The 22,685-nt window shown below is 59.4% G+C and carries 25 protein-coding genes and 1 pseudogene; 22 read left to right on the forward strand and 4 right to left on the reverse strand.

What is annotated here, in order from left to right:
- Nucleotides 1-29 precede the first annotated feature (29 nt).
- From AAHK20_RS31130 to AAHK20_RS31160, 7 genes are all read left to right on the forward strand, one after another.
- Complete coding sequence (locus tag AAHK20_RS31130; RefSeq protein WP_449185354.1) at nucleotides 30-1,211, forward strand: WD40/YVTN/BNR-like repeat-containing protein; 1,182 nt, start codon at nucleotides 30-32, stop codon at nucleotides 1,209-1,211.
- A 108-nt stretch (nucleotides 1,212-1,319) separates the two neighbouring features.
- Nucleotides 1,320-2,165 (forward strand): SPFH domain-containing protein, encoded by an 846-nt coding sequence (locus AAHK20_RS31135; protein ID WP_449185355.1) that lies wholly within the window; start codon nucleotides 1,320-1,322, stop codon nucleotides 2,163-2,165.
- The gene (locus AAHK20_RS31140; protein ID WP_449185356.1) at nucleotides 2,162-2,713 is read left to right on the forward strand and encodes a hypothetical protein; all 552 of its coding nucleotides are present in this window, start codon (nucleotides 2,162-2,164) and stop codon (nucleotides 2,711-2,713) included. Before AAHK20_RS31135 ends, AAHK20_RS31140 begins: the two co-directional genes overlap by 4 nt.
- Before the next feature lie 139 nt (nucleotides 2,714-2,852).
- Nucleotides 2,853-3,314, forward strand: a complete 462-nt coding sequence (locus tag AAHK20_RS31145) for a DUF2000 domain-containing protein (RefSeq protein ID WP_449185357.1) — start codon at nucleotides 2,853-2,855, stop codon at nucleotides 3,312-3,314.
- Nucleotides 3,311-4,045, forward strand: coding sequence for an enoyl-CoA hydratase-related protein (locus tag AAHK20_RS31150; protein ID WP_449185358.1), 735 nt, complete (start codon nucleotides 3,311-3,313; stop codon nucleotides 4,043-4,045). The genes AAHK20_RS31145 and AAHK20_RS31150 overlap by 4 nt, the downstream gene beginning before the upstream one ends.
- The gene (locus AAHK20_RS31155; RefSeq protein WP_449185359.1) at nucleotides 4,038-4,760 is read left to right on the forward strand and encodes an NAD(P)H-dependent oxidoreductase; all 723 of its coding nucleotides are present in this window, start codon (nucleotides 4,038-4,040) and stop codon (nucleotides 4,758-4,760) included. Before AAHK20_RS31150 ends, AAHK20_RS31155 begins: the two co-directional genes overlap by 8 nt.
- A complete protein-coding gene (locus tag AAHK20_RS31160) occupies nucleotides 4,757-5,590 on the forward strand; it encodes a helix-turn-helix transcriptional regulator (protein ID WP_449185360.1) in 834 nt (277 codons plus the stop codon). Before AAHK20_RS31155 ends, AAHK20_RS31160 begins: the two co-directional genes overlap by 4 nt.
- Before the next feature lie 28 nt (nucleotides 5,591-5,618).
- Here the strand turns inward: AAHK20_RS31160 and AAHK20_RS31165 are convergent, their stop codons facing one another.
- A complete protein-coding gene (locus AAHK20_RS31165) occupies nucleotides 5,619-5,984 on the reverse strand; it encodes a nuclear transport factor 2 family protein (protein WP_449185361.1) in 366 nt (121 codons plus the stop codon).
- Between the two features lie 81 nt (nucleotides 5,985-6,065).
- Entirely contained in the window at nucleotides 6,066-6,704 is a 639-nt protein-coding gene (locus AAHK20_RS31170; protein ID WP_449185362.1) for a glutathione S-transferase family protein, read from the reverse strand.
- A gap of 124 nt (nucleotides 6,705-6,828) precedes the next feature.
- Between AAHK20_RS31170 and AAHK20_RS31175 the strand changes: the two genes are divergently transcribed.
- From AAHK20_RS31175 to AAHK20_RS31230, 12 genes and pseudogenes are all read left to right on the forward strand, one after another.
- Nucleotides 6,829-7,782: a substrate binding domain-containing protein gene (locus tag AAHK20_RS31175; RefSeq protein WP_449185402.1), complete on the forward strand. Its 954-nt coding sequence runs from the start codon at nucleotides 6,829-6,831 to the stop codon at nucleotides 7,780-7,782.
- A gap of 72 nt (nucleotides 7,783-7,854) precedes the next feature.
- Nucleotides 7,855-8,133 carry a hypothetical protein gene (locus AAHK20_RS31180; RefSeq protein ID WP_449185363.1) on the forward strand — a complete coding sequence of 93 codons (279 nt, stop codon included), beginning with the start codon at nucleotides 7,855-7,857 and terminating at the stop codon, nucleotides 8,131-8,133.
- A 136-nt stretch (nucleotides 8,134-8,269) separates the two neighbouring features.
- A complete protein-coding gene (locus AAHK20_RS31185) occupies nucleotides 8,270-8,584 on the forward strand; it encodes a VOC family protein (RefSeq protein ID WP_449185364.1) in 315 nt (104 codons plus the stop codon).
- Nucleotides 8,585-8,663: 79 nt separating this feature from the next.
- Nucleotides 8,664-9,005: a DHCW motif cupin fold protein gene (locus tag AAHK20_RS31190; protein WP_449185365.1), complete on the forward strand. Its 342-nt coding sequence runs from the start codon at nucleotides 8,664-8,666 to the stop codon at nucleotides 9,003-9,005.
- A gap of 106 nt (nucleotides 9,006-9,111) precedes the next feature.
- Nucleotides 9,112-9,495 (forward strand): VOC family protein, encoded by a 384-nt coding sequence (locus tag AAHK20_RS31195; protein WP_449185366.1) that lies wholly within the window; start codon nucleotides 9,112-9,114, stop codon nucleotides 9,493-9,495.
- A 270-nt stretch (nucleotides 9,496-9,765) separates the two neighbouring features.
- The gene (locus AAHK20_RS31200) at nucleotides 9,766-11,103 is read left to right on the forward strand and encodes an epoxide hydrolase family protein (RefSeq protein WP_449185367.1); all 1,338 of its coding nucleotides are present in this window, start codon (nucleotides 9,766-9,768) and stop codon (nucleotides 11,101-11,103) included.
- Between the two features lie 185 nt (nucleotides 11,104-11,288).
- Complete coding sequence (locus AAHK20_RS31205; RefSeq protein WP_449185368.1) at nucleotides 11,289-12,587, forward strand: ABC transporter substrate-binding protein; 1,299 nt, start codon at nucleotides 11,289-11,291, stop codon at nucleotides 12,585-12,587.
- Complete coding sequence (locus tag AAHK20_RS31210) at nucleotides 12,584-15,529, forward strand: bifunctional diguanylate cyclase/phosphodiesterase (protein WP_449185369.1); 2,946 nt, start codon at nucleotides 12,584-12,586, stop codon at nucleotides 15,527-15,529. Before AAHK20_RS31205 ends, AAHK20_RS31210 begins: the two co-directional genes overlap by 4 nt.
- Nucleotides 15,530-15,576: 47 nt before the next feature.
- Nucleotides 15,577-16,050, forward strand: coding sequence for a nuclear transport factor 2 family protein (locus AAHK20_RS31215; RefSeq protein ID WP_449185370.1), 474 nt, complete (start codon nucleotides 15,577-15,579; stop codon nucleotides 16,048-16,050).
- A 972-nt stretch (nucleotides 16,051-17,022) separates the two neighbouring features.
- On the forward strand, nucleotides 17,023-18,108 hold the full coding sequence (locus AAHK20_RS31220) for an HNH endonuclease (RefSeq protein WP_449185371.1): 1,086 nt from the start codon (nucleotides 17,023-17,025) through the stop codon (nucleotides 18,106-18,108).
- Nucleotides 18,109-18,633: 525 nt separating this feature from the next.
- Nucleotides 18,634-19,125 carry a hypothetical protein gene (locus AAHK20_RS31225; RefSeq protein ID WP_449185372.1) on the forward strand — a complete coding sequence of 164 codons (492 nt, stop codon included), beginning with the start codon at nucleotides 18,634-18,636 and terminating at the stop codon, nucleotides 19,123-19,125.
- Nucleotides 19,126-19,283: 158 nt separating this feature from the next.
- A pseudogene (locus AAHK20_RS31230) lies at nucleotides 19,284-19,679 on the forward strand (nuclear transport factor 2 family protein); the annotation flags it as partial.
- A gap of 108 nt (nucleotides 19,680-19,787) precedes the next feature.
- Here the strand turns inward: AAHK20_RS31230 and AAHK20_RS31235 are convergent.
- Nucleotides 19,788-19,967 carry a hypothetical protein gene (locus AAHK20_RS31235; protein WP_449185373.1) on the reverse strand — a complete coding sequence of 60 codons (180 nt, stop codon included), beginning with the start codon at nucleotides 19,965-19,967 and terminating at the stop codon, nucleotides 19,788-19,790.
- Between the two features lie 286 nt (nucleotides 19,968-20,253).
- Here AAHK20_RS31235 and AAHK20_RS31240 point away from each other — a divergent pair, with 286 nt between their 5' ends.
- The 3 genes from AAHK20_RS31240 (at nucleotide 20,254) to AAHK20_RS31250 (ending at nucleotide 21,867) form a co-directional block, all read left to right on the forward strand.
- On the forward strand, nucleotides 20,254-20,517 hold the full coding sequence (locus AAHK20_RS31240; RefSeq protein WP_449185374.1) for a DUF4148 domain-containing protein: 264 nt from the start codon (nucleotides 20,254-20,256) through the stop codon (nucleotides 20,515-20,517).
- Between the two features lie 398 nt (nucleotides 20,518-20,915).
- The gene (locus AAHK20_RS31245; RefSeq protein ID WP_449185403.1) at nucleotides 20,916-21,347 is read left to right on the forward strand and encodes a nuclear transport factor 2 family protein; all 432 of its coding nucleotides are present in this window, start codon (nucleotides 20,916-20,918) and stop codon (nucleotides 21,345-21,347) included.
- A 124-nt stretch (nucleotides 21,348-21,471) separates the two neighbouring features.
- A complete protein-coding gene (locus tag AAHK20_RS31250) occupies nucleotides 21,472-21,867 on the forward strand; it encodes a RidA family protein (RefSeq protein ID WP_449185375.1) in 396 nt (131 codons plus the stop codon).
- Between the two features lie 157 nt (nucleotides 21,868-22,024).
- Here AAHK20_RS31250 and AAHK20_RS31255 read toward each other — a convergent pair whose 3' ends face one another.
- Nucleotides 22,025-22,645: a hypothetical protein gene (locus AAHK20_RS31255; RefSeq protein ID WP_449185376.1), complete on the reverse strand. Its 621-nt coding sequence runs from the start codon at nucleotides 22,643-22,645 to the stop codon at nucleotides 22,025-22,027.
- Nucleotides 22,646-22,685: the final 40 nt, after the last annotated feature.

The raw sequence follows: 22,685 nt of genomic DNA on the forward strand, positions 1-22,685 counted from the left end.
GAGGCCACACACTCGAGGAGACACTCGACATGAGCGATCGATTGCTTGTCGCAACCCGCAAGGGGCTGTTCGTTCTGGAAGCCGATGGCAAGGGCGGCTGGACGCTCGGGGAGCCGCATTTCATCGGCGAGCCGGTGAGCATGGTGCTGGCCGATCCGCGCGACGGGACGCTCTATGCGGCGCTCAATCTCGGCCACTTCGGCGTGAAGCTGCATCGGCGGCGCGCGGGGAAGGCGGATTGGGAAGAGTGCGCGGTCCCGGTCTACCCGCCGAAGCCCGCCGACGAGGCACCTATCGGTGACGGCGCGAGCGCAAGCACGCACGCGACGAGTGAAGACGCCGGCCCTGACAATGCAAACTCTGCGAACGCCGAGCCCACCCCGCCGAGCCCACCCTGGACGCTTCAACAAATCTGGTCGCTCGAAACCGGCGGTCCCGAAGAGCCGGGCGTCTTGTGGGCCGGCACGATTCCCGGCGGGCTCTTCCGTTCCGGCGATGGCGGCGACACCTGGGTGCTCAACCGCGCGCTGTGGGATCGCCCGGAGCGCCGCGAATGGTTCGGAGGCGGCTACGACGCGCCGGGCATCCATTCCGTGATGGTCGATCCGCGCGACAGCCGGCACGTATCGGTTGGCATCTCATGCGGCGGCGTCTGGCAAACCGCCGACGGCGGCGCGAACTGGCGCGTGACGGCCGATGGCATGGAGGCCGACTACATGCCGCCGGAGCGGCGCGGCGAGGCCAATGTGCAAGACCCGCACTGCGTCGTGCAATGCGCGGCGAACCCCGATGTGATGTGGACCCAGCATCACTGCGCGATCTTCCGCTCGACCGACGGCGCGGCGCACTGGCAGCGCATCGAAGCGCAGCCTTCGAGCTTCGGCTTCGCGGTCGCCGTGCATCCGCGCGAGCCGGATACCGCGTGGTTCGTGCCCGCCGTCAAAGACGAGCGCCGGATCCCGGTGAACGGCCAGTTCGTCGTTACGCGCACCCGCGACGGCGGCCGCACGTTCGAGCGTTTCTCAAGCGGATTGCCGCCTGCGCCGGCCTATGACCTCGTGTATCGGCACGGGCTCGCGGTCGACGACTCCGGCGCACGCCTCGCGATGGGCTCGACCACCGGCGGGCTATGGACGTCCGATGACGGCGGCGAAAACTGGCATTTGATTTCAGCGCATTTGCCGCCGGTTTATTGCGTCCGCTTTGGATGAAAGTACGCCACCGCTCGTAAATAAACAGTTCGCAGTTGCATGGCGTTTCAGGAAGAGGTGAGATTTCACGCGTAGTTAAACCACTGATAAATAGTGAGGGACCACACTATGGCGATCGCAAGGCAAGTCATCACGTCGATCCGGCCCGATGGCACCGATATGCTGGGCACCAAACGCCTGGCCATCAAAATCGCGGACGAGAGCATTGTTTCCGGCTCGCTCCTGACCGTCGAGACCAATCAATTTTGTGTGCTCAAATCGCGCGGCGCCGTGCTCAACGTCTACGAGACTGGGCAATACGCGCTCGCCACGCCCGACAAGCCGCTGCTTGGCTCGATCACTCAGGGTTTCTTCGGGGGCTCGTCGCCTTGGGTCTTCGAGGTCATCTACATCAACCGGACCAAGCTGCTCATCCGCAACCAGGGCATTGCCACGAGTTCGGAGATGGCGGAAATGGCGTACCAGGTCGACTACTACATTCACATCGATTCGAAGGAATCGGCGCTCGACCTGATTGCCCATCTTCCCTTCAACGGCCCCGTGATCGATACCGACGAGGTTGCCGCGTATGCGGGCCCGGCCATCGAGCAGGCGATCAACCAGGTCGTCCAGGTCACGAAGATGGAGAACATCAACGAGCACATCACCGAAATCCGCGACTCGGTGAAGATGCATCTTTCGGACTTCCTGAAAACGTTCGGCATCATGCTGCACGATCTCAAGGTCCTGATCTTGCCGAAGGATGAACGGATGCGCGAGTTGATCTCGCTGCAGGCCCTTGGCCTCTCGCCCTTGGAAGCCGTTCGCTACTACCTCGCGTTGAAGATGGCCGAGAAGGGTCTGGTGTCGGCGCCCAACGCGGCGGCGGGCTTGCCGTTCAATATTGGCGCTCCATCTACGGGGATATTTTCCGTAGCGGGCGAAACGGGGCTTCCCGGGAACCCTCAATCATGAACGCACAGTTCTACGATGAAGGTGTGCTCCGCCAGACCGCGATCAACCTCTTTTACGGTTGGGGCTACAACTTCTACCGCACCGAGAACCAGCTGCGCGCGGACGATCAGCTCGTGCGCAGCAAAGCGTCGTGGTTAATCGGCTTGGCGCGCGGGAGCGTCGAGCGTGCGGAGGCGGATTACCGACGCGAGTTCATTCCCGCGCCTTCTCGCGAGAAGCCCTTTCCGGATCCGTCGGTCGCGGCGGCGGCCCAGAATCTCGAACGCTTGGCGGGCCGCATCGGCATGGTCGGCGGCCGGCTGCAATCGCAGCCGGTGCCCGAGAACGACCGCATGACGCAGCGCTATCGGCAGGAAGCGGAGACGCTCAAGGCGTTGATTCGCTGCGACGAGCGGCTCGTCGGCCAGTGCTCGCTGTTGCACGCGATGCTCGATACCCGCGGCGGGGTATGGATGCTCGAGCATTCGATGGAGATCGAAGAAGGGCTGACGGCGATTCAGGAAACGCTGCGCAAACGCGAGGCGGTGTTGCTCGATCGCGTGGAGTAGTGCGCTTGGCGTAGTGCATTACTGACGAGCACGGTCCGTCCTCTGCGACGGACTGTGCTGCAAAATCGTTCAATACTTTCGGCAAAACCTTCCCTAGCATGCTCTCCAGGATGTGTTCTTCGGGAGAGAGGAATTGTTAGTGCGAACGGAAGCAGGGCAAACGGAAGCAGGCGCTTCGAGCAAGACGGAGGTTTCGCAGAAGCCGGAGCGTTGTGTCATCGTCGTGGACGAAGCCTTGTCGCCGGGTAAGGCGTCGAATGCTGCAGCCGTCGTCGCGTTCACGCTCGGGCAGCGGCACAGCCATCTCGTGGGCGCGCCATTGCGCGAGCATGACGGTACGGCGCATCCGGGTCTCATCCCGATTGGGATTCCCGTGCTCAAGGCCACGGCGCAGCAGCTGAGCGAGCTTCGCCACAAATCGCTCGCGCACTGCGATGTGGTGGATTTTCCGTTACAGGGACAGGCCACCACCGATTACGATGCGTTTCTCAACGCGCTCCACGCGCTGTCCGGTGAGGTGCTCCAGTACCTCGCAGTCGGTCTGGTCGGACCGAGGAACCGGGTGAGCAAACTGGTCGGCGGCTTTTCGCTGTTCGCATGATGGCTGCCCACATCACCGCCGAACTCAACGGGCAGATCTGGTCCATCGGCATCAATCGCCGGGATAAACGCAACGCGCTCAACGGCACGATGTTCGATGCGCTTGCGAATGCGCTGCGACTCGCGCAGGACGATGTGCGCGTCCATTGCGTGCTCCTGCACGGGACCAGCGATTGCTTCTGCTCAGGCCATGACACAGCCGCATTCGGCACGCTCTGGCCGCAGGCCGCCGACGGTGCGGTGACGCGCTGCATCAAGGCGTTTGCCGATCAGCCCACGCCGCTCGTCGCCGCCGTCAGCGGCGCGGCGGTGGGCTTCGGTGCGACGATGCTGTTGCATGCCGACTATGTGGTCGCCGGCGAAAGCGCGATGTTCCGCTTTCCATTCGCCGACCTCGGCATCGTTCCTGAAGCCGGCGCGACGGCCTTGCTGGCTCGCCGGGTCGGTGATCTCGTCGCTCGCGACTGGTTGATGAGCGGTCGGCCGATAGGCGCGGCTGAGGCGTTGCAACGTGGCTTCGTTTCGCGCGTGGTGCCTGACGCTCAGGTGCATCAAACCGCCAGCGACTACGCCGCGAGCCTCGCTTCGAAACCGCCGAGCGCGCTGCAGGCTACGCGGCGTCTGTTGCGGGAGGGCGCCACGCTGTCGGCCGGAAAAGCGATCGAGAGCGAGCTTTCCTATCTCAATGCCTACATTCCGGCCGTTTCCTGGAGATCGATTCCCCATGCGTAGAGTTCATGTCGTCCACGCCCATCCGGAGCCGCGCTCCTTCTGCACGGCAATGGCTCATGAAGCCCGGCGCCTGCTGGAGTCGCGCGGCGACGACGTGAGCTTTTCCGACCTGTATGCGCTCAACTTCGATCCCGTCGTCCGCGCGAGCGATTTCACCGAGCGCGCCGACCGCGACTATCTCGTCTACGCATTGGAGCAGCGTCACGCGCTCGCGCGCCATGCCGTTGCGCCCGACATCCAGCGTGAGGTCGATGCGCTCCTGAGCAGCGACATCCTGATGCTGGTGTTCCCGCTCTACTGGTTCTCGGTGCCTGCGCTCATCAAGGGATGGATCGACCGCTGCTTTCTGTCCGGCGCACTTTATGGCGGCAAGCGGATCTATGGTCGCGGAGGCATGGCCGGCAAGCGGGCCGTGGTCTGCGTCACGCTTGGCGGACGAGAGCATATGTTCGGTGCGCAAGCCATCCATGGCGAGCTTGCAGGAGGCATGCTGCGTCATCTGCTGCAGGGAACGCTCGGGTATGTGGGCTATGAGGTGCTCGAGCCGTTCTTTGCGTGGCATGTCCCTTACTGTTCACCGGATGAGCGGGCGGACACGCTTTCGCGGTGGCGCGTTTTCGTCGAAAGGCTCGACGAGCGGCGATCCATGACGATGCCGCGGCTCGAGGACTATGATGAGATTTTTCGTCCGCTCTCACAGGCTGCATCGAGATGAAAGCCACATTGCCGACGCCTTCCGTCAAGCTCTGGCGCGCGCCGGACGTCATGGATGCCGTCATGCTCAGGGGGCAGTTCGTCGGCCACCGGTATCCGCCGCACACGCATGAGACGCATTGCCTCGCGGTGATCACGGGAGGAACCCTCGCGGTCGAGGTTCGCAACGAGCGGCGCATGTGCCGTCGTGGCGACGTGATCGTCATCGATGCGGATGTGGTGCACTCCGGCGTTGCCGCCGGCGATGGTCATTGGAAGATGCGCGTCGAGCACGTGCAGCCGGCAGCGCTCGCTGCTTATTGCGAGCGGCTTGGCATTCCTCGGCGCGAACGGTTCGAAGTGACGAGCGCGTTCATCGTCGACTCGGAATTGTCGCGCCATCTCTACGGCGTGAACTGGTGTTCCGAAGTCGACGACGATCCATTCAAACGCAGTGAGGCGCTCGCTTGCGCTGTCGTTGGCTTGCATGCGCGACACGCGGTACGCGCTCCCGATCTGCCCGTCGTGCACAGCGAGCCTGCACTGGTTCGCGCGATCAAGAGCCGTCTGCGCGAAGACTTCCACGCGCAGTTGACGTTGTCGATGCTTGCCAGCGAGTGTGGTGTGACGCCTTTTGTGCTGCTGCGCGCGTTCGAGCGGGAAGTCGGACTGAGCCCGCATGCCTTTCAGCAGCAGGAGCGCGTGCGCCACGCGATGCCCATGCTGCGAGCCGGCAGACCGATTGCTGAAGTCGGCGCGCGAACCGGATTTGCCGATCAGTCGCACTTCACGCGCGTCTTCAAGCAACAAACCGGCGTGACGCCAAAGGTCTATCAGGCCGCGTTTTCATAGTCTTTCGGCGAGGGCGAACACGCTTCATCTACGACGGCATGGAATCCAGAAAGACGTAGAGCGCGGCAATCCTGCCGTCACGAACGATGATGACGTCCACGCCCGTATAGTCCGGCGCCTCGCCACGCGGACCCGAACCCCAGTTCAGGCGCCCCGCATTGTGCAGCGCCTGCGCTTTGCCGTGCGGCGCATAGGCAAAATGCGGGTGCGTCGCGCGGAGGTCTCCTGCGAATTTGTCGAGCGCGTCGTGCCCGACGATCGCACCCGGAGGCGCGTAGACCACACAATCTTCCGTATAGAGTTCCTTGATGGCTGCGCGACGACGCTCGGCGTCACCTTCGCCAAAGACCTCTTGAAGGTTGCGATAGAGCAGTTCATGAATACGATCGTTCATTGCGATTCTCCTTGCTGATCGACGACGGGTTAGGCCGCGTCGGGGTGTATGGATTACTTGGAAATGGGTGATTGCATCGCCTTACTGAGCCAGCGCCATGGTCTTTGCGATGGCCGCGACGACAGCCGGCCGCGTCAACATCGCTTCGTGCCAGCGAGCGACGAACGGAACCTTGTCGAGCGTCGCGCCAATTGACTGATGACGCCACACCCACCCGAAATGGGCGATGTCCGCGATGCTGTACTCCTCGCCGGCAGCGTACCGATGGCGCTCGAGCGCTTGATTGAGCACGCCCAGGGTCCGATCGACTTCCGCAAGCGCTCGCGCCTTTGCTTCGGGTTGCGGCGACGCCTGGATCGCGACCTGGAATGACTGCAGGAACGCCGGACTGAGGCCGGAGGCGTGGAAGAACAGTTGCTCGAAGACCTTGCCGCGCTGGGGGCCTTCCTTAGGAAGCAGTTGCCCGGTCTTTTCCGCGAGGTAGACCAGGATCGCGGCAGACTCGCTGAGTACCACGTCGCGGTCTCCTGACGCGCTTCGGTCGACGAGAACCGGGACCTTTGCGTTGGGATTCATGGCCTTGAAGGCGTCGGTCTTGTGCTCGCCCTGGCGCAGGTCGACGGGGACGAGCCGATAGTCGAGCCCCATCTCTTCCAATGCGATGGGAACCTTGATGCTGTTGGCCGTAGCGAATGCGTGAACTTCGAGCGTGGTGCTCATGAGAATGACCTTCGTGGTTTGATCGTTAGTGAGGGCGCTTAAAGCGCTGTAACGAGACAAATCTATGGGAGCGTGCTAGTTTTCGAAATAGAAATGATTGAAAACCATCGTTGCAGGATTGTCGATGTCAAGACTGCCGGACTTTGAAGGGTTCGCGATGTTCGCGAAGGTTGCCGAAGAGGGGTCGTTTGCCGCCGCAGCGGCGGCGATGGGCGTCTCGGTCGCCACCGTTTCCAGGGCGGTCACTCGCCTGGAAGAGCGGCTGGGAGGGCGGCTTTTCAACCGGACTTCCCGGCGGCTGGCGCTCACGGACTACGGCCATACGCTTGCCGAGCGAGCCGCGAAAATCTACGCCGACGCCGAGGAGGCCGAGGACTTCGCACGCGAGACCTCGAGCCGGCCGCGCGGCCTGGTCAAGCTCGCCGCTCCGCTCTCGTTTGGCGCTCGCTGGGTCGCTCCGCTGTTGCCCGAGTTCTTCGAGACCTACCCGGGCATTGCCATGGATCTTCATCTCACGGATGTCCATGCCGATCTGATCGGGGAGGGCTTCGACGCCGCACTGCGCATCGCCATTCTGGAAGACTCGTCACTGGCGGCGCGTCTCATCGCACCCGTGCGCCGGTTTGTCGTGGCGTCGCCTGCCTATCTGTCCCGCTATGGCCGACCGCAGCATCCACACGACCTTGGCGCCCACCAGTGCCTGACTTACGTCAACAGGAACAAGCGCGACGTTTGGCGTTTTACCCACCAAAGCGGCGAGGAATGCACGGTCACACCAACCGGGGCATTACGGGTAACCAGCGTGGAGGCATTACTGCCCATGCTTCTCGCGGGACTGGCCATCGCGGAGCTGCCCGAGTTTGTCGCGACACAGCACTTCGTGGACAAACAGCTCGAACCGATTCTGACGGATTGGCGATTGCCCGAAGGGGGGCTGTATTTCGTTACGCCGACGGCTCGCGCACGACCCGCGAAGGTGAGCGCGTTGGCTGATTTCTTCATCGCCAGACTTGCCGCAGCGCAATGGAGCGCAGAGACGCTGATGGGTTGGGAGCCGCCTGACCATCGCGTCAAATGATGGTGCCGTCCACAACGTCTGCGATGCGCGGGCATTGACGAATTCATCTTCGGCCATACTGTCGAAGTCACGTTGCTGGAACTCATCATCATGAAGATCATTTGCCTCGCAGCGGCCGGGGTCGTGCTCATCGCCGGTTGCGCTTCCTCATCGCCGCCCGCGAACAATCAGAACACCAGGGTAGTTCCTCCCGAAACGGATACCTACATGCTGCATGCTCCCGGCGGTTCGACGCCCGGTGGCGCCACGTCAAAGCCGCCGCGGCTCAGCGTCGGTGTCAGCGATCCGAATACGCAATTGATTCTGCCGTGGTTCCTCAATGACATTATCAACTTCGTCAATTACCACTAGTCTCGCTGCGGCTTGCTGAACAGAGTCACGGGTAGTCCCCATACCAGCATAGCCGCTGATCTGGCTGCGCCCGTGAACCCTGGCTACGATGAGGCGACGTTCTAGTCGATCAACATCAACAATCACGGAGCCCATCATGAAGCGTTTTCATATTGCACTGGCCGTTGCGAATCTCGAAGCGTCGATCGCCGACTATAGTCAGCGGCTCGGGCAGCCGCCTTCGGCAGTCGTGCCGGGGCAGTATGCGATGTGGCGTACCGATCTGCTCAACTTCTCGATCAACGAGAAGCCCGAGCGTGCGGGGCAATTGCGGCATGTCGGATTCGAAGACGATGCCGTGGAAGGCTATTCGAGCAGTGTCGATGTGAACGGTCTCGAATGGGAGCTTTTCTCGGCAACGGAGCAGGACCGGCGCATCGTCAGCGCTTATGGTGTTCCCGTGAAGAAGTGAGGTTGGGCGAAGGTCTGCTGCCAAGGGATGTTCGACGTCGCCACGTAGATCATTGACAACTTGAACAGGAAAAAACGAAATGAAAATGGATGCGTTTGCGTTCGGGACGACCAATTGGTTAGAGGTCGAAAGGACAGAGCACCGAGGCGAAACCGGCGTAGCGCATTGGCGTACGCGATTTTTCGGTGAGCAGCCGAATCAAATCCGTGTGCGGATGGTGGAGTATTCCCCCGGCTACCTTGCCGACCATTGGTGTCAAAAAGGGCACATTCTTTTCTGCTTGGAAGGCGAACTGGAAACGACGCTTGAAGATGGACGAAAATTCGTTTTGACAGGCGGCATGAGCTATCAAGTTGGGGACAACGCGGAGGCGCATCAGTCCTATACGAAGACGGGTGCCAAGCTCTTCATCGTTGACTGAGCTGCTGCAGGTTCGTGGTGGCGACTCGTGGCGACGTGTGGCAACATCGCGGTGATTTTCAAATCATGTTAGGCCTCGCGCAGGCCCACACACGTCAGGAGAGCTCATGTTCGACCACGTCAAATTCGGAGTCAGCGACTATGCCGCGAGTAGAACGTTCTTCCTCAAGGCACTCGAACCGCTTGGCGTAATCGTTGTCGGGGAGGGGGAGCCGACGTACGGTATCGAGCTTAGCCAACCGGGGCCGGCTTCACAGGCTTCGTTGTGCTTGTACCAAACCGAGGAGAAGCCGGCGCCTCTTCACTTGGCGTTCGCGGCTGGGAATCGCCAGCAAGTCGATGCTTTCTATCGCGCGGCTCTGGAGGCGGGTGGCAAAGATAATGGTGCGCCTGGTCTGCGCCCGCGCTACCACGCGAACTACTACGCAGCGTTTGTCATTGGTCCGGACGGGCACAACGTCGAAGCGGTTTGCCATCAGCCCGAGGCTTAACGCTTCCAGTTGAATCGCATTCGTTCCCGGCAATCACAACTGTTCTTCTGTCGCGGGCATTTACCCAAACGGTTGGCTTACACACAATTGCCTCAACTACCGCGGACTACGGTTTTCGGTCGGTCAAGGGGGGAATGATGTGAGGCTCACCAACTGCCTGCCTCCATAGGCTTCTCAATCGGGCAATCGCGAGAGCGTTTGCCTGGGATATTGCGTTGCTGTGGCATCCATCGCTCCCCTTACTCGTACTTATTGAGAATTGGAGCATGTATGCAAAACGATATCCTCACCCAAACGTCGTCGCGCCGCCGGTTTCTTGGCGTAGCAGCGGCGACCGCCGTTGCGGCTTCATTGAGTCAGCTCGCTTTCGCAGAGCCGAATCGATCCCTCACTGAAGTCGCACAGTCGACCGATGGCGACAAGACCGCTATTCGTCCCCTTCGCGTGCACGCGTCGGAATCGCAACTCGATGACTTGAAACGGCGTATCAAGGCGACCCGCTGGCCTGAGCGGGAAACGGTCACTGACGCGTCGCAAGGCGTGCAGCTCGCGACGATGCAGAACCTCGCGCGTTATTGGGCGACTGGCTATGACTGGCGCAGAGTTGAAGCGAAGCTGAACGCTCTGCCGCAGTCCGTCACCGAGATCGATGGGCTCGACATTCACTTCATTCACGTCCGTTCGAAACATCAGAATGCGCTGCCGGTCATCGTCACGCATGGGTGGCCCGGCTCGATCATCGAGCAACTGAAGATCATCGATCCGCTGACCAACCCGACGGCCTATGGCGGGAGTGCATCGGACGCCTTCGACGTCGTGATTCCGTCGCTGCCCGGCTACGGCTTCTCAGGCAAGCCAACCACAACCGGCTGGGATCCTGCTCGCATCGCACGCGCCTGGGTCGTTCTGATGCAGCGTCTCGGATACCAACGATATGTGGCGCAAGGCGGCGATTGGGGGAATGCCGTCACGGAACAGATGGCGCTCCTCACGCCGCCGGGACTGCTCGGCATTCACACCAACATGCCCGCTACCGTGCCGGACAACATTGCAGATGCACTCAAGTTCGGCGACCCGGCTCCCGCCGGCCTTTCTCCTGACGAGAAACACGCGTTCGATCAGCTCGACTTCTTCTACAAGCACGGTCTCGGCTACGCGCAGGAGATGGCGGGCCGGCCGCAGACACTGTATGGGATCGAAGATTCGCCTATCGGCCTCGCGGCTTGGATGATCGACCACGATGCCGCCAGCCAGGCTCTGATTGCCCGCGTGTTCCAGGGGCAGTCTGAAGGCCTGAGCCGAGACGACATCCTCGACAACGCGACGCTCTATTGGCTCACGAACACGGGCGTTTCTTCGGCTCGCCTGTACTGGGAAAACAAGCTCAACTTCTTTGCCCCGAAGCACGTTGCCATCCCGGTCGCCGTCAGTGTCTTCCCGGATGAGATCTACGCCGCCCCGCAAAGCTGGACAGAGAAAGCGTATCCCAAGCTGATTCACTTTAACCGCCTCCCCAAAGGCGGTCACTTCGCGGCCTGGGAGCAACCGCAAACGTTCTCTGAAGAACTTCGCGTGAGTTTCCGTTCGCTGCGTTCGATGTCGAGCTGAACGTCAAGGCGCGGGCAACACCGTTCAGGTTCGCCCGCAGCCCGCTCGCCGGCATGGGGAGCGATCTCCCCGCGCCTTACGACAATTAAAGGATTCATGTTCGCTGCCGATATGCAGATTCGGGTCTATTGCGTTCAATCGCCTTTTTTGTCGTCATGGCCAACTATCCGCATTCTGGCTCTCACATGGGGTCCCCGGTCCGGTCAGCGGTTCGCTGGCTGCTATCCGGCCTGATCGGTTTGCTGCTGCTGGGTGGTTGCCACCAGCAAGACGCCACTGACGCCAGTGCGGCCCCGCCGCACCGAACCAGCATTACGGCATTGATATGGGCGCCGGACTGGCCCGAGCAGATGCTTCAGATCGCGGCCGAGTTCAGCAAGCTCAATCCCGATGTTCACGTGGACGTTCAGTTCATGATCGGCAATACGGTCGAAGAGAACATCAAGCCCCGCGTCGCCGCCGGCACGCTGCCCGATCTATTGAGCGTTAACCCCAACGCCTATTCGGCCGAGCTGGCCGATCAAGGCGTCCTCGCCGACGTCAGCCAGACATCGGCGTGGAAGAACATGCTCGCTCCGCTCAAGCGGGACTGGACCAGCCGGCGCGGCAAAGGGTTCGGCATATCGGGCGGCGTCGCGACGACGATGATCTACTACAACCGCGGCATGTTCGCCAAAGCGGGGATCGAGAAGCTGCCGACGAATTTCGACGAGTTCCTGCGCGTGTGCGCCCAGCTCAAACGTGCGGGATACACGCCGATCATGTTGAACGGCGGTTTCCCGAACATGCTCGGCAACGGGCCGTTCGCCTCGGGCTTCGCCAACGACGTCGTGGCGCACGAGCCCAACTGGAAAAACAAAATGGCCGACGGCACGCTGGATCTCGACACGCCCGAAGTCGCCGATATCTTCGCCAAGATGGCGCTGCTGCCTGAACGCGGCTACGTGCAGGCTTCGTTCATGACGACCGGCTACGACGACGGCATGCGTCTTTTCAAGGACGGCAAGGTGGCGATGGCGTTTCAAGGCAGTTGGGCGGCTGGCCTTCTGCTGCACGGCAATCGCTTTCCGGTCGGCGTGTTCATTCCGCCATGGAATGCACGCGGCGAGCCGATGGTTCCTGTGCTCGGCAGCGAGACGGGCTTTGCCGTGAGCGAGACGCCCAACAAGGCGGCAGCGATGCGCTTTCTGGAATTCATCGCCGGCCAAGGCTTCCCGATTCTGCAACGCAAGCGCCATAACATCTCCCCGTTCCAGAACAACGCGGGTATGGCCGTTAGCGACCCGGAAATCGTCGATTACACGAATGCGGTCAGCCGCTATTCGGTGACCGCGAGCCCCTACTATTCGGCGCTGCCTTCGAACACGCTCGAGTCGCTGCATGGATTGATGCAGGACGTGCTGCTCAAAAAAATGACGGCCAGCGAGGCAGCGAAGCGCCTCGATGAATCGGTCAAGAATGAAGCGAAGATGCACTACAAATGAACTCAATCCCCGGGTTGCTGCGACGCGTTATCGACTCCTTCTCGCAGGACTTGCTTCGTCGTGTCGAGATTCGCTACCGGCTGATTGCCGCGTTCATCTTGCTGGCGCTGCTGCCGATCTTCATTTCGGGTTGCATCTCGTATGTGAAGTCGATCGCGGCGATCAAGGAGAACGCGGAGATATTCTCGAAGGAGGTGGTCAAGCAGGTATCGAGAAACATCGAGTTGCGCATGCAGCAGATCGAGACAGAGAGCAATCTGCTGGTGCTCTCCAATCGGGTTCAAGGCGCGCTTGCCAGGGCCGCGAGCGGCAACGCCAAGGAGCAAAGCGAGGCGCGCCAGGACATGGCGCGGCTGCTCCTCGATCACTACGGATCGGTTGATTTCATCAACCAGAAATATCTGCTCGACAAGAACAACCGGATTCTGGACACACAGGCGTTCGCGCAATTGACCGGGGGCGTGACGAGCCTCGTCAAGCGGGCGCAGGACGGACATGAACGCGCTTACTGGGGCAGTTACGACGACGGCGTCGGACAACAAAACCTCGGGATGGTGCGCGCCATCATCGACAAGAGCAGCAACGAGCAGCTCGGCAATCTGGTGCTGATCGTTCGCCCCGAGTATTTCTCGACGATATTCAACGACGTCGCCACGGGCAGCGGCACGCAAATCTACATTCTCGATGCGAGCGGCAACAAGGTGATCATCCGGGCCGACGACGCATCGGCCGACACCGACGCGATGCCCGAACCTGGACTCATCGAGAACATCGCGCACAACGCGACAGCGGGCACGGCGCGCAGCTTCGTCGCGTTCGCGGGAAAGCGCGGGGGACGTTACCTGTCGGCGTACGCGAGAATCCCCGGCACGACCTGGTTCGTGGTCAGCACCATTGCGGAAAGAAAACTGACCGTCGAGGCGCAAGCGGTGCGGAACCAGATCGTGCTGGTCGGCATCTCGGGGTTCCTGCTGTCGATCTTCCTGGCCTACTTCATCTCGCACAGCATTTCCGCGCCGCTTAGGGAGTTGGTGCGTAAGGTGCACGATACCGGCGACGATGCCGGCGCCCAACTCGACGAAGAGGGGCAAGCGCAAACCGCAGCCGGTGCACAGGATGAATTGGGCAGGCTCGCGCAGCGCTTCGAAATCATGCGCCGCGCGATCAAGCAGAAGATCCAGAAAATCAACGAGATCAACGCCTCGCTCGAGCAGACCGTCATCGAACGAACGGCGGAACTCGTCGCTAGAGAGCGAGAGTCGCGCACGCTGATCGAGAACTCGCCCGATACCATTGCCCGCTACGATCGCGAGTGTCGCCGCGTCTACGCCAATCCCGCATTCTGTGCCGTCGCGGGGTGCAGTCTTGCCGAAGCGCTCGGCAAGCGGCCCTCGGAGCTCCCTGGCGGCCCTAACGCGCTCGTCTATGAAAAGATCATCAGCGAAGTCATTGCCAGCGGTAAAAGCACGCAATTCGAGCTGAAATGGGCCGGCAAGGACGGGCAGCAACAATGCACGCACATCCGCATCACGCCGGAGCCCGACCGCTCCGGCAAGGTGAACTCCGTATTGGCTGTCGGCCGCGATCTCTCCGACCGGATGGCGTTCGAGGCCACCATCTGGAAGCAGGCCAATTTCGACGCACTGACGGGCCTGCCGAATCGCCAGATGTTCCATGAGCGACTCGCTCACGAAGCCAGACAGTCGAGCCGCTTCGGGCAGCGCATGGCCTTGATGCTGATCGACCTCGACCGCTTCAAGGAGGTCAACGACTCCCTGGGTCACGACATGGGCGATATTTTGCTGATCGAGGCCGGCAAGCGGATCGGCTCGTGCGTGCGCCAATCGGATACGGTCGCCCGACTTGGCGGCGATGAGTTCACCGTTATTTTTCCGAATCTCGACGACACCGAAAGCATCGAACGGATCGCGCGGACCATCATCGGCAAACTGGCCGAGCCGTTCAATCTCGGCGCCGACGAGGCTTTTATATCCGCCAGCGTCGGCGTCACGGTCTACCCGGACGACGCCAGCGATCTCGACGTGCTGTTCAAGAACGTCGATCAAGCGATGTATGCGGCCAAGAACGCCGGGCGCAATCGCTTCAGCTACTTCACGCCCGATATGCAGGTGGAGGCCGAAAGGCGCCTGCGGCTCACCAACGATTTGCGCATCGCTTTGCCCGGCAAGCAGTTTCAGCTCTGCTACCAGCCCATCGTCGATCTCGCGACGGGGCAGGTTTGCAAAGCCGAGGCGCTGATCCGCTGGCTGCACCCCGAGCGCGGCACGATCAGCCCGCTCGATTTCATTTCCTTGGCCGAGGATACGGGCCTCATCGTGCCCATCGGCGATTGGGTGTTCAGGCAAGCCGTGCATCAAGCGCGGCAATGGCGCGATCAATTCCATCCGTCATTTCAGATCAGTGTCAACATGTCTCCGGTCCAGGTTCGACAAGACAGTCTGCTGTGCGCGCGATGGTCCGACTACCTTGCGCGCGAAGGGATGCCGGGTCAAAGCGTTGCGGTGGAAATCACGGAAGGGCTGCTATTGCAGGCCGAATCGAAGATCGATGAGAAGCTGCTGACCTTCCGCCGCTCGGGCATCGGAATCTCGATCGACGACTTTGGGACCGGTTACTCGTCGCTTGCCTATCTCAAGCGCTTCGATATCGACTACCTGAAGATCGATCGTTCGTTCGTCCATAACTTGAGCTTTGACGAAGACAACCAGGCGCTTTGCGAGGCCATGGTCGTGCTCGCGCACAAGCTAGGGCTTCAAGTCATTGCGGAAGGGGTGGAGACCGCCGAGCAACGGGATTTTCTGAAGGCTGTCGGTTGCGATTTTGCGCAGGGCTTTCTTTACTCGACGCCGGTTCCGCCGGAGGAGTTCGAACTGCTGGTGTGGCCGCTGCTCGCGGAGCGGGCCGCTGATGCTCAGGGGTGAGGGCAGAGGTACACTCCGATCCATTCATAACGAAAACCAAGCTAACGATGACACATCCTAACGCCGAGTTGATTCAACGCTTCTACGAGGCCTTTCAGCGGCTCGACGCCGAGGCGATGGCGGCCTGCTATGCCGACGACATCGTCTTCAGCGATCCGGCGTTCGGCGAATTGAGCGGGGAACGCGCACGCGATATGTGGCGCATGTTGGTGCAGCGTGCGCGGGAGTTTTCCTTGACGTTTGGCGAGGTCGAGGCGAACGAGGAGGCTGGGAGTGCGCAGTGGGTTGCGCGTTATCGGTTCGGTCAGACCGGCCGCGTGGTGGTCAATCGCATCGAGGCGCGCTTCGTGTTTCGTGATGGGCTTATCGTCGAGCATCGCGACAGTTTTGATTTGTGGCGCTGGGCGCGCCAAGCGCTCGGTTTTAAGGGGGCCGTGCTTGGTTGGACGCCTTTTGTGCAAAGTGCAATTCGTGCGCAGGCGGGGAGGGGGCTTGATGAGTTTCAGGTTAAGCGGGGGTGAGGCTAGCCGCTCACGCGTTTCGTCCTAAGCTCTTGTATGGCGTTGGCACAATGACGCGCTGAACTAGTCGAACTAGCAAAGCGAGTACTTCTGTGTTGCGGTGGGATTGCATTCGGCGAACCTGCTTCTAGTGAACATCTAATCCTTGAATAGTGCTCGCCTTGGGCGACTCTGTACAGAACTCATGCGACTTGCTCGTGTCGACGGTGGTATCGGCAACCAGCCTTGGTTCGAGGAGAGACGATAAAAAGATGCCGCAAACGATCTACTGTTGGCGCTGCGAGATGGATGTACCGATGCTCACTGAAGACGAGTGGCAGTTGGTTAATCCGGAAACGTTGCTTGAGCAGATAAAGCAATATCGAAAAGAGACGGGGGCATCTTTAGCGGAGGCCTATCGGTACAACTCGGGTCTTCCGGCTCTAGTGGCCTACGAACGAATTACAGGATTCCGTGAGAGCAATGTAAGCGTATTGATGCATCACCGCCTTCAGCTATACGGTCCTGCATGCACTGCTTGCGGCAAACCGCTTCGCACGCCCATCGCGAGCTTTTGTGCGGCGTGTGGTGCAAGGCGTGCAGACTGACTCACATTATTTGTGACTGCATTCACGGCGGAGTTGCGTATTTGAACGGCCGTTTTGCGGAACCGTGAATGACGCAATCGGGTCCCGTGCTGCCGACCGCTAGTGGGCAAAGTGCGGCCAGTTTGAGCTACTCAAGAGAGGTTTGTGAAGGTCCGCTTCGAGGCCGACAGGGGACGGACGCTAATGATGCATTGGCTCGCAATTCGTCGGCCAATGCCGCCGTTAGTGTCACGATACAATTACGTCCGGAATGCTTTTGATGCTGGACGTTTGTCGTTAGCCGGTTGAACTGGTTGCTTATTCGTTGGGAGGGGGAAACAGCATGGACCGCGCTCCCAATGATTGAATCACCTATTGCTTGCATTTATAAATAATCGGGAGCTCCATGGCACAAGCACCAACATCAAGCGCCTCATTGGATGAGCAGGGTCATCGACTCCTTTGGTTCCTGGTTGCTTGGCTTCCAAACGTAAAACCGGATGACCCTCGAACGTTTGTCAGCTACAAAGAAATTCACGACGCGCTGGGGCTTCACCAACAGGGGCCAACCTATGGTGAGAGTCTGAAGCAGCAAGGACTGAATTCGCTAGCCGAATGGTCTATGACAACGGGTAAGCCCGGGATCACTGGCTTGATTATCGACAAAACGACGTTAATGCCAGGTGATGGATATTTCAAATTATTTGGTCGGAAACCGGATGACTTTGGCTGGTGGCGATCTGAAATAGAGAGATCCAAAATTTTCCCCTGGGAATCTTACCTCACGGGGGACGATGTGGCATCGGAAGCTGTCAGCGGTGAGGGCTGGAGCAAAGATGAACTGCGTGCATCAGTCATGGCATACATTGAGATGCAGCGGCTTGATCGCGCAGGAACGCATTTCAGTAAGCGAAAGTACTACGACGACCTAGCTGCAAAGTTTGGTAGAACAGCAAAGTCGTTTGAGTACCGGATGCAGAATATCTCCTACGTCCTTGCTCTCATGGGGCGTGATTGGCTGTCCGGTCTGAAGCCAGCTAAGAACGTCGGCGCGAATGTCGCTGCGCAGATTGAGGAATTAATTGCTGAGGTGGAAGAGAAATCGATCACGCCGGTCGTCGCGTTTGAGATTGCCGTCCGAGAGAACGTGAAGAAGAAGCAACTTACTCTGCCACAGGGGAGTCGCGTTCCGAAGGCAGTCACGTTATCCGTCACCCAGTACCAGCGCGATGCATCGGTGAAGGCATGGGTCTTGAGGCAGGCCAATGGAATCTGTGAATGTTGCAGCCAACAAGCTCCGTTCAGCGGCTCCGACGGCCTTCCGTATCTTGAGGTTCATCACGTCAGGAAACTTGCCGAAAAGGGGTCCGATAGCACGGAAAATGCCGTGGCCGCATGTCCTAACTGCCACCGTGAGCTTCATTATGGGGAAAATGCAAAGGATCTGGTTGAGAGACTCTATAAAAATATCCCGCGCTTGAGGCGTGAATAACGAATCAGGGACTAAATTGGCGGATCGCTCGAGGTCGAGCGATAGGTCGAAGCGTCATCGGCGATCGTCTTGTGTTGAATTGGGAGCGGACGGTCGTGGATCGTATTTGAGTGGCTCAAACGGGTCGACTAGGGCCGACCGCATCTGGCAGACGGCGGCCAATACCTGCCGCCCGGCGTACGATCATGGATTGTCGACAATTGAGGCTTTAAGGTCCTTCTGAATCAGCCGTTATTGTATTGGTCCAATTCCCGTTCTTCGATCAGCTATCAATGAAATGCAAAGTGGCTGCGTGTTTGCTTTCTTCTGTCGCGCCGGCCGTGTTCGATGCCGGATTAGTCAGTGCCAACGTTTGCATTTCGGTCGCGACCGGCAACTTGCCGCGACGGAGTCGATGAGGTTCATCCAGAAGTGAACGCTCGAGGCGAATTAGAGAGTCGTTGATATTCCAAGAATTGAACACGGGGCGAGGTATATGTGATTAGATTCAGCGACGTTTTTGGCACCAAACGAAAAAGTGCCGCTATGAATGAAAAACGCTTGGCGCTCTACATGGGGTACGCGTTTAGCCACGGGATCAATGTTCAGCATCTTCTCGCGCCTGGCGAGTTGACTGTTCCGTACGTCGTCTACTGGGATAACGAAACGCCTACACCCGTCCCTTATCCCGCTGCGACCCAGCACGAGGCCGTTGCAAATGCGCGGTCAGCACGAGAACAGGCAGTCGGCGGCTCCGGATGGTCGTCTGGGCGAGAAGGGACGGTCGCTCAGAGTGACGGCTCACAGTTAGACGTTTTGTTGATCGAGGGTTGGGTACCGGGACTCGACGTACCACTCGAAATGTTCGTGTATTACAGGAAGGAACCGTTCAGGCTGATCCACGGATTCATGTGGAAAGAACACGCGCAAGCGCGACAGGAAGGTCAATCCTTCATGGTCGACTTCAAGCGCGGCATCTTGATGCAACCGTTCGGACAGCAATGCATGGAAGACATTGAAAACGCGGAGCGCATCTAGTTCGTGAGGTGATAGTCGTCCACTACTCGAGCACTTACGCCGGGTACGAGGATCGGAAGCGTCCGAATTGGACAGCCTGCTGCGCGCGCGATGGTCCGACTACCTCGCGCGCGAAGGGATGTCGGGCCAAAGCGTTACGGTGGAAATCACGGAAGGGCTGCTATGCCGACGACATCGTCTTCAGCGATCCGGCGTTCGGCGAATTGCGCGGGGAACGCGCACGCGACATGTGGCGCATGCTGGTGCAGCGTGCGCGGGAGTTTTCCTTGACGTTTGGCGAGGTCGAGGCGAACGAGGAGGCCGGGAGCGCGCAGTGGGTTGCGCGTTATCGGTTTGGTCAGACTGGGCGCATGGTGGTTAATCGCATCGAGGCGCGCTTTGTGTTTCGTGACGGGCTCATTGTCGAGCATCGCGACAGTTTTGATTTGTGGCGCTGGGCGCGGCAAGCGCTCGGTTTTAAGGGGGCTGTGCTTGGTTGGACGCCTTTTGTGCGAAACGCAATTCGTGCGCAGGCGGGGAAGGGGCTTGATGAGTATCGCGCTAAGCGGGGGTAAGGTTAGCTGCCCACGCGTTTCGTCCCAACGCCTAACATGACGTTCGCTTGGTGCTGCGCTGAGCTGCTCGGACGTTCAAACGTCGGCTCCACCGCAGCAAACGACTCGTCAGCGACCTTCCTCGAACAGTTCACCGAACAGCTCCTTGGCCTTGATCTTGACCTTGATCTTGGCGTCGGCCGGGGATTCCCGCCCAACGGGCGCGATTTCGTAGACTCGCCGCGCGCGCTTTCCGGACTGCTCGGGCCGGGAGAGCAAATACCCCTTCCTTTCCAAGCCATGCAGCATCGGATATCGATACGGATCTGCCCAGTGAGGCAGGCCACTTTCTAACCCTGCGCGGGAGCCGATCCCGCCGGGATCGCTCTCGCTTCATTGGAGCGATTCATGTTTGACGAGAGTTGGCGTAGCCAACTCCTAAGGCGGTTGCCCCTTAGTTAAAGCGCCGCGAACTGACGCCACCTGTCACCGATTGATCCTTTCGAGCGTGCCTTTGACCCATTCAAGACTGGGCGAGTGTAACGCCTCAATTTAAAGTTTGGGCTCCTATCCACACATCGAAAGAATCCATCAAATGAAACACTATCTGATTGCAGTTCTCATCGCCGGTTCGGCTTCCATGTCCGTCTTTGCGCAAACTCCGGCGCCTGCGCAGTCCGCCAACGACAGCGCACAAATCACTCAAGCTGGGATCCCGGCACAGAATGGCGAATGGACGTCCCCACAAAATCAACCGGTGATGGAAAAGACGCGCACACAGGTTCGTCAGGAACTCGTGCAAGCTCAGCGTGATGGCCAGCTAGCAACGCTCAACTCGACCGTCTACGCGCATCCATAATGTATCTACATCCCGTGAATCGATCTAAATGGCTAAAGCGCGTGGTCATCTATGCCGCGACCGCAGTTTCAATGGGACTGCTTCTCGCGGGCTGCGCATTGCCTGCCACGAACTCGGCCGACGGATGTGTCGGCCCGCCAGAGTTTTGCAATACGTACTTCGGTAGCTGAGCAGTTGCGGCACGTTCCCGGTAATGCGGAATGTGCCGCTTCAGTGCTGGCGCACTGGCTTGCGCAGCCTGAATCTGCGCCGGATTCGCGAACGGACGCCACCGTTTGCAGATTGATCCTTTCGAGCGCGCCTTTGACCCATTCACGACTCGTCGGGCGCAACGCCCCAATTTAAAGTGGGGGCTCTTATCCACACATCGAAGGATCACTAGCATGACGTCCCAAACCATGACTGCAAACACCGAAGCCGAAATCCGCCACATTTATGAACGCTGGCATGAAACGATCCTGAGCCGCGATCTGGACGGCCTGATGGCGCTCTATGCCGAGGACGCCATCCTTGAAACCCCTTTGATCCTGGTGACTTTGAAAGACAGCACTGAGGGTATCTTGAAGGGCAAAGCGCAAATCCAGCCCTTCTTCGACGCGGGTCTTCGCAAACTACAGAACGACCTTGGCCGCTGGTATCGAACGGGGACGTTCTTCTCCAATGGCCGGCAACTGACCTGGGAGTATCCGCGCGACACACCGCACGGCGATCAGGTTGATCTTGTCGAAGTGATGGACATCGAGAACGGGTTGATTGCCCACCATCGTGTCTATTGGGGATGGGTCGGCTTCAAGGCACTCGTTGCCGGCTTGAATAAGCCGGCTTCATAAACACGCTCGACCCGGCGCTGCAAGCAGCACATTCATGTAGCGCCGGGCCCCGGCGGTTGTCCCCTATCGACGTCTTACCGGGTAAGCCCTTAACGAGTATCAATGAACCTCGACGGAGAGAAACATGAAGCGAGAAATTATCCGCGTAGAACCCTTGTCAACGTATCTCGAGCGCTGGAAGGCGCCCACATCGGCGGTTACGCGACACGGCGGCCTGATCTTCGTATCTGGCTTTCCTCCGTTTGATCCGGCGACTGGAGAGGTAATCGACGCACCCATCGAAAGACAGACTGAACTTGTGCTTGAGCAGTTGAAGCTGTGTGTGGAAGCCGCCGGCTCCTCATTGGAAAACGTCCTGAAGTGTAATGTCTACTGCACGTCAGTCGATCAGTTTGCGGCGGTAAATGCCATCTATGCAAAGTACTTTCCAAAGGACCCCCCAGCCAGAATTTTCGTCAACGTGCCGGCCTGGCCAGGACACTTTGACATTGAAATCGACTGCGTCGCCGCAGTGCTATGAGTAGGCGCAGACGGGCACCTGCCCGGCAATCGAAACACATTCCTAGCTGGAGAAATTTAATGTTAGAACCATTGCACACAAGGCTACGCCGGCTGCTCACGTCGACATCGTCATGGTTCTCGCGCCTGGGCGGCATCGCGTCGAATCACTAGGATCGTCAACGCACGACGACAAGCTTTGGGAAACCGACGTAAAAGGAACTGTGATCACCTGTGTGGTTTGCGAAACCAGGTTTGGTCAGATATCCACGCGGTTCAGTGAAGCTGTAAATGGTCCGCTTCGGCACTTCGTGCCAGCCGATGTTAAACGCAAACAGCTTTGGGAAGAACTGCAACTCGCTGTACGGCAGGTTGTCGTGAATCCACCATGCCATCGACTGCCATGTGATTCCCGTATCGATCCTGTCGGCCAACCACGGCACGACTACGGACGTGAGGGCGCCCATGCCGTTCTTGTTGCGATGATCCCAGATGTGCCTCGCGGCGTTTTTCTCATTGGAGGCACAACTGAGCCGGTGCCGGCAGCCAAATTCGTTCACCTGCTGAGAGCGGTAGCCTGAGCGAATCGCCAGACGACCAAATGTGGCTTGCAAAGGCTCAAGTAATTGGGTGCAGAGCTCGCGGCCAGATCGCACGGCAGCCGCCGGGTCATCAGGTAAATTTTGAAAGCCCCCAATGGCAGCGATCTCGCTGTGCAGGAAGTCGCGCATAAAAAAAGACGGAGACAATCTGGTACGACCGAAGTCCTCTGCGGTTCTCACGGACCAGTGCTTTTTCATCACAAGCTCCAGGATAAGAGCCCCAACTTTAAATTGAGGC

It is taken from the genome of Trinickia camelliae, assembly GCF_053525655.1.

Bases quoted from the DNA above. Each gene is read 5' to 3' on its own strand.
- AAHK20_RS31130 (WP_449185354.1), top strand. From the start codon at position 30: ATGAGCGATCGATTGCTTGTCGCAACCCGCAAGGGGCTGTTCGTTCTG.
- AAHK20_RS31135 (WP_449185355.1), top strand. From the start codon at position 1,320: ATGGCGATCGCAAGGCAAGTCATCACGTCGATCCGGCCCGATGGCACC.
- AAHK20_RS31140 (WP_449185356.1), top strand. From the start codon at position 2,162: ATGAACGCACAGTTCTACGATGAAGGTGTGCTCCGCCAGACCGCGATC.
- AAHK20_RS31150 (WP_449185358.1), top strand. From the start codon at position 3,311: ATGATGGCTGCCCACATCACCGCCGAACTCAACGGGCAGATCTGGTCC.
- AAHK20_RS31155 (WP_449185359.1), top strand. From the start codon at position 4,038: ATGCGTAGAGTTCATGTCGTCCACGCCCATCCGGAGCCGCGCTCCTTC.
- AAHK20_RS31160 (WP_449185360.1), top strand. From the start codon at position 4,757: ATGAAAGCCACATTGCCGACGCCTTCCGTCAAGCTCTGGCGCGCGCCG.
- AAHK20_RS31165 (WP_449185361.1), bottom strand. From the start codon at position 5,984: ATGAACGATCGTATTCATGAACTGCTCTATCGCAACCTTCAAGAGGTC.
- AAHK20_RS31170 (WP_449185362.1), bottom strand. From the start codon at position 6,704: ATGAGCACCACGCTCGAAGTTCACGCATTCGCTACGGCCAACAGCATC.
- AAHK20_RS31175 (WP_449185402.1), top strand. From the start codon at position 6,829: ATGTCAAGACTGCCGGACTTTGAAGGGTTCGCGATGTTCGCGAAGGTT.
- AAHK20_RS31185 (WP_449185364.1), top strand. From the start codon at position 8,270: ATGAAGCGTTTTCATATTGCACTGGCCGTTGCGAATCTCGAAGCGTCG.
- AAHK20_RS31190 (WP_449185365.1), top strand. From the start codon at position 8,664: ATGAAAATGGATGCGTTTGCGTTCGGGACGACCAATTGGTTAGAGGTC.
- AAHK20_RS31195 (WP_449185366.1), top strand. From the start codon at position 9,112: ATGTTCGACCACGTCAAATTCGGAGTCAGCGACTATGCCGCGAGTAGA.
- AAHK20_RS31200 (WP_449185367.1), top strand. From the start codon at position 9,766: ATGCAAAACGATATCCTCACCCAAACGTCGTCGCGCCGCCGGTTTCTT.
- AAHK20_RS31205 (WP_449185368.1), top strand. From the start codon at position 11,289: ATGGGGTCCCCGGTCCGGTCAGCGGTTCGCTGGCTGCTATCCGGCCTG.
- AAHK20_RS31210 (WP_449185369.1), top strand. From the start codon at position 12,584: ATGAACTCAATCCCCGGGTTGCTGCGACGCGTTATCGACTCCTTCTCG.
- AAHK20_RS31215 (WP_449185370.1), top strand. From the start codon at position 15,577: ATGACACATCCTAACGCCGAGTTGATTCAACGCTTCTACGAGGCCTTT.
- AAHK20_RS31220 (WP_449185371.1), top strand. From the start codon at position 17,023: ATGGCACAAGCACCAACATCAAGCGCCTCATTGGATGAGCAGGGTCAT.
- AAHK20_RS31225 (WP_449185372.1), top strand. From the start codon at position 18,634: ATGAATGAAAAACGCTTGGCGCTCTACATGGGGTACGCGTTTAGCCAC.
- AAHK20_RS31235 (WP_449185373.1), bottom strand. From the start codon at position 19,967: ATGCTGCATGGCTTGGAAAGGAAGGGGTATTTGCTCTCCCGGCCCGAG.
- AAHK20_RS31240 (WP_449185374.1), top strand. From the start codon at position 20,254: ATGAAACACTATCTGATTGCAGTTCTCATCGCCGGTTCGGCTTCCATG.
- AAHK20_RS31245 (WP_449185403.1), top strand. From the start codon at position 20,916: ATGACTGCAAACACCGAAGCCGAAATCCGCCACATTTATGAACGCTGG.
- AAHK20_RS31250 (WP_449185375.1), top strand. From the start codon at position 21,472: ATGAAGCGAGAAATTATCCGCGTAGAACCCTTGTCAACGTATCTCGAG.
- AAHK20_RS31255 (WP_449185376.1), bottom strand. From the start codon at position 22,645: ATGAAAAAGCACTGGTCCGTGAGAACCGCAGAGGACTTCGGTCGTACC.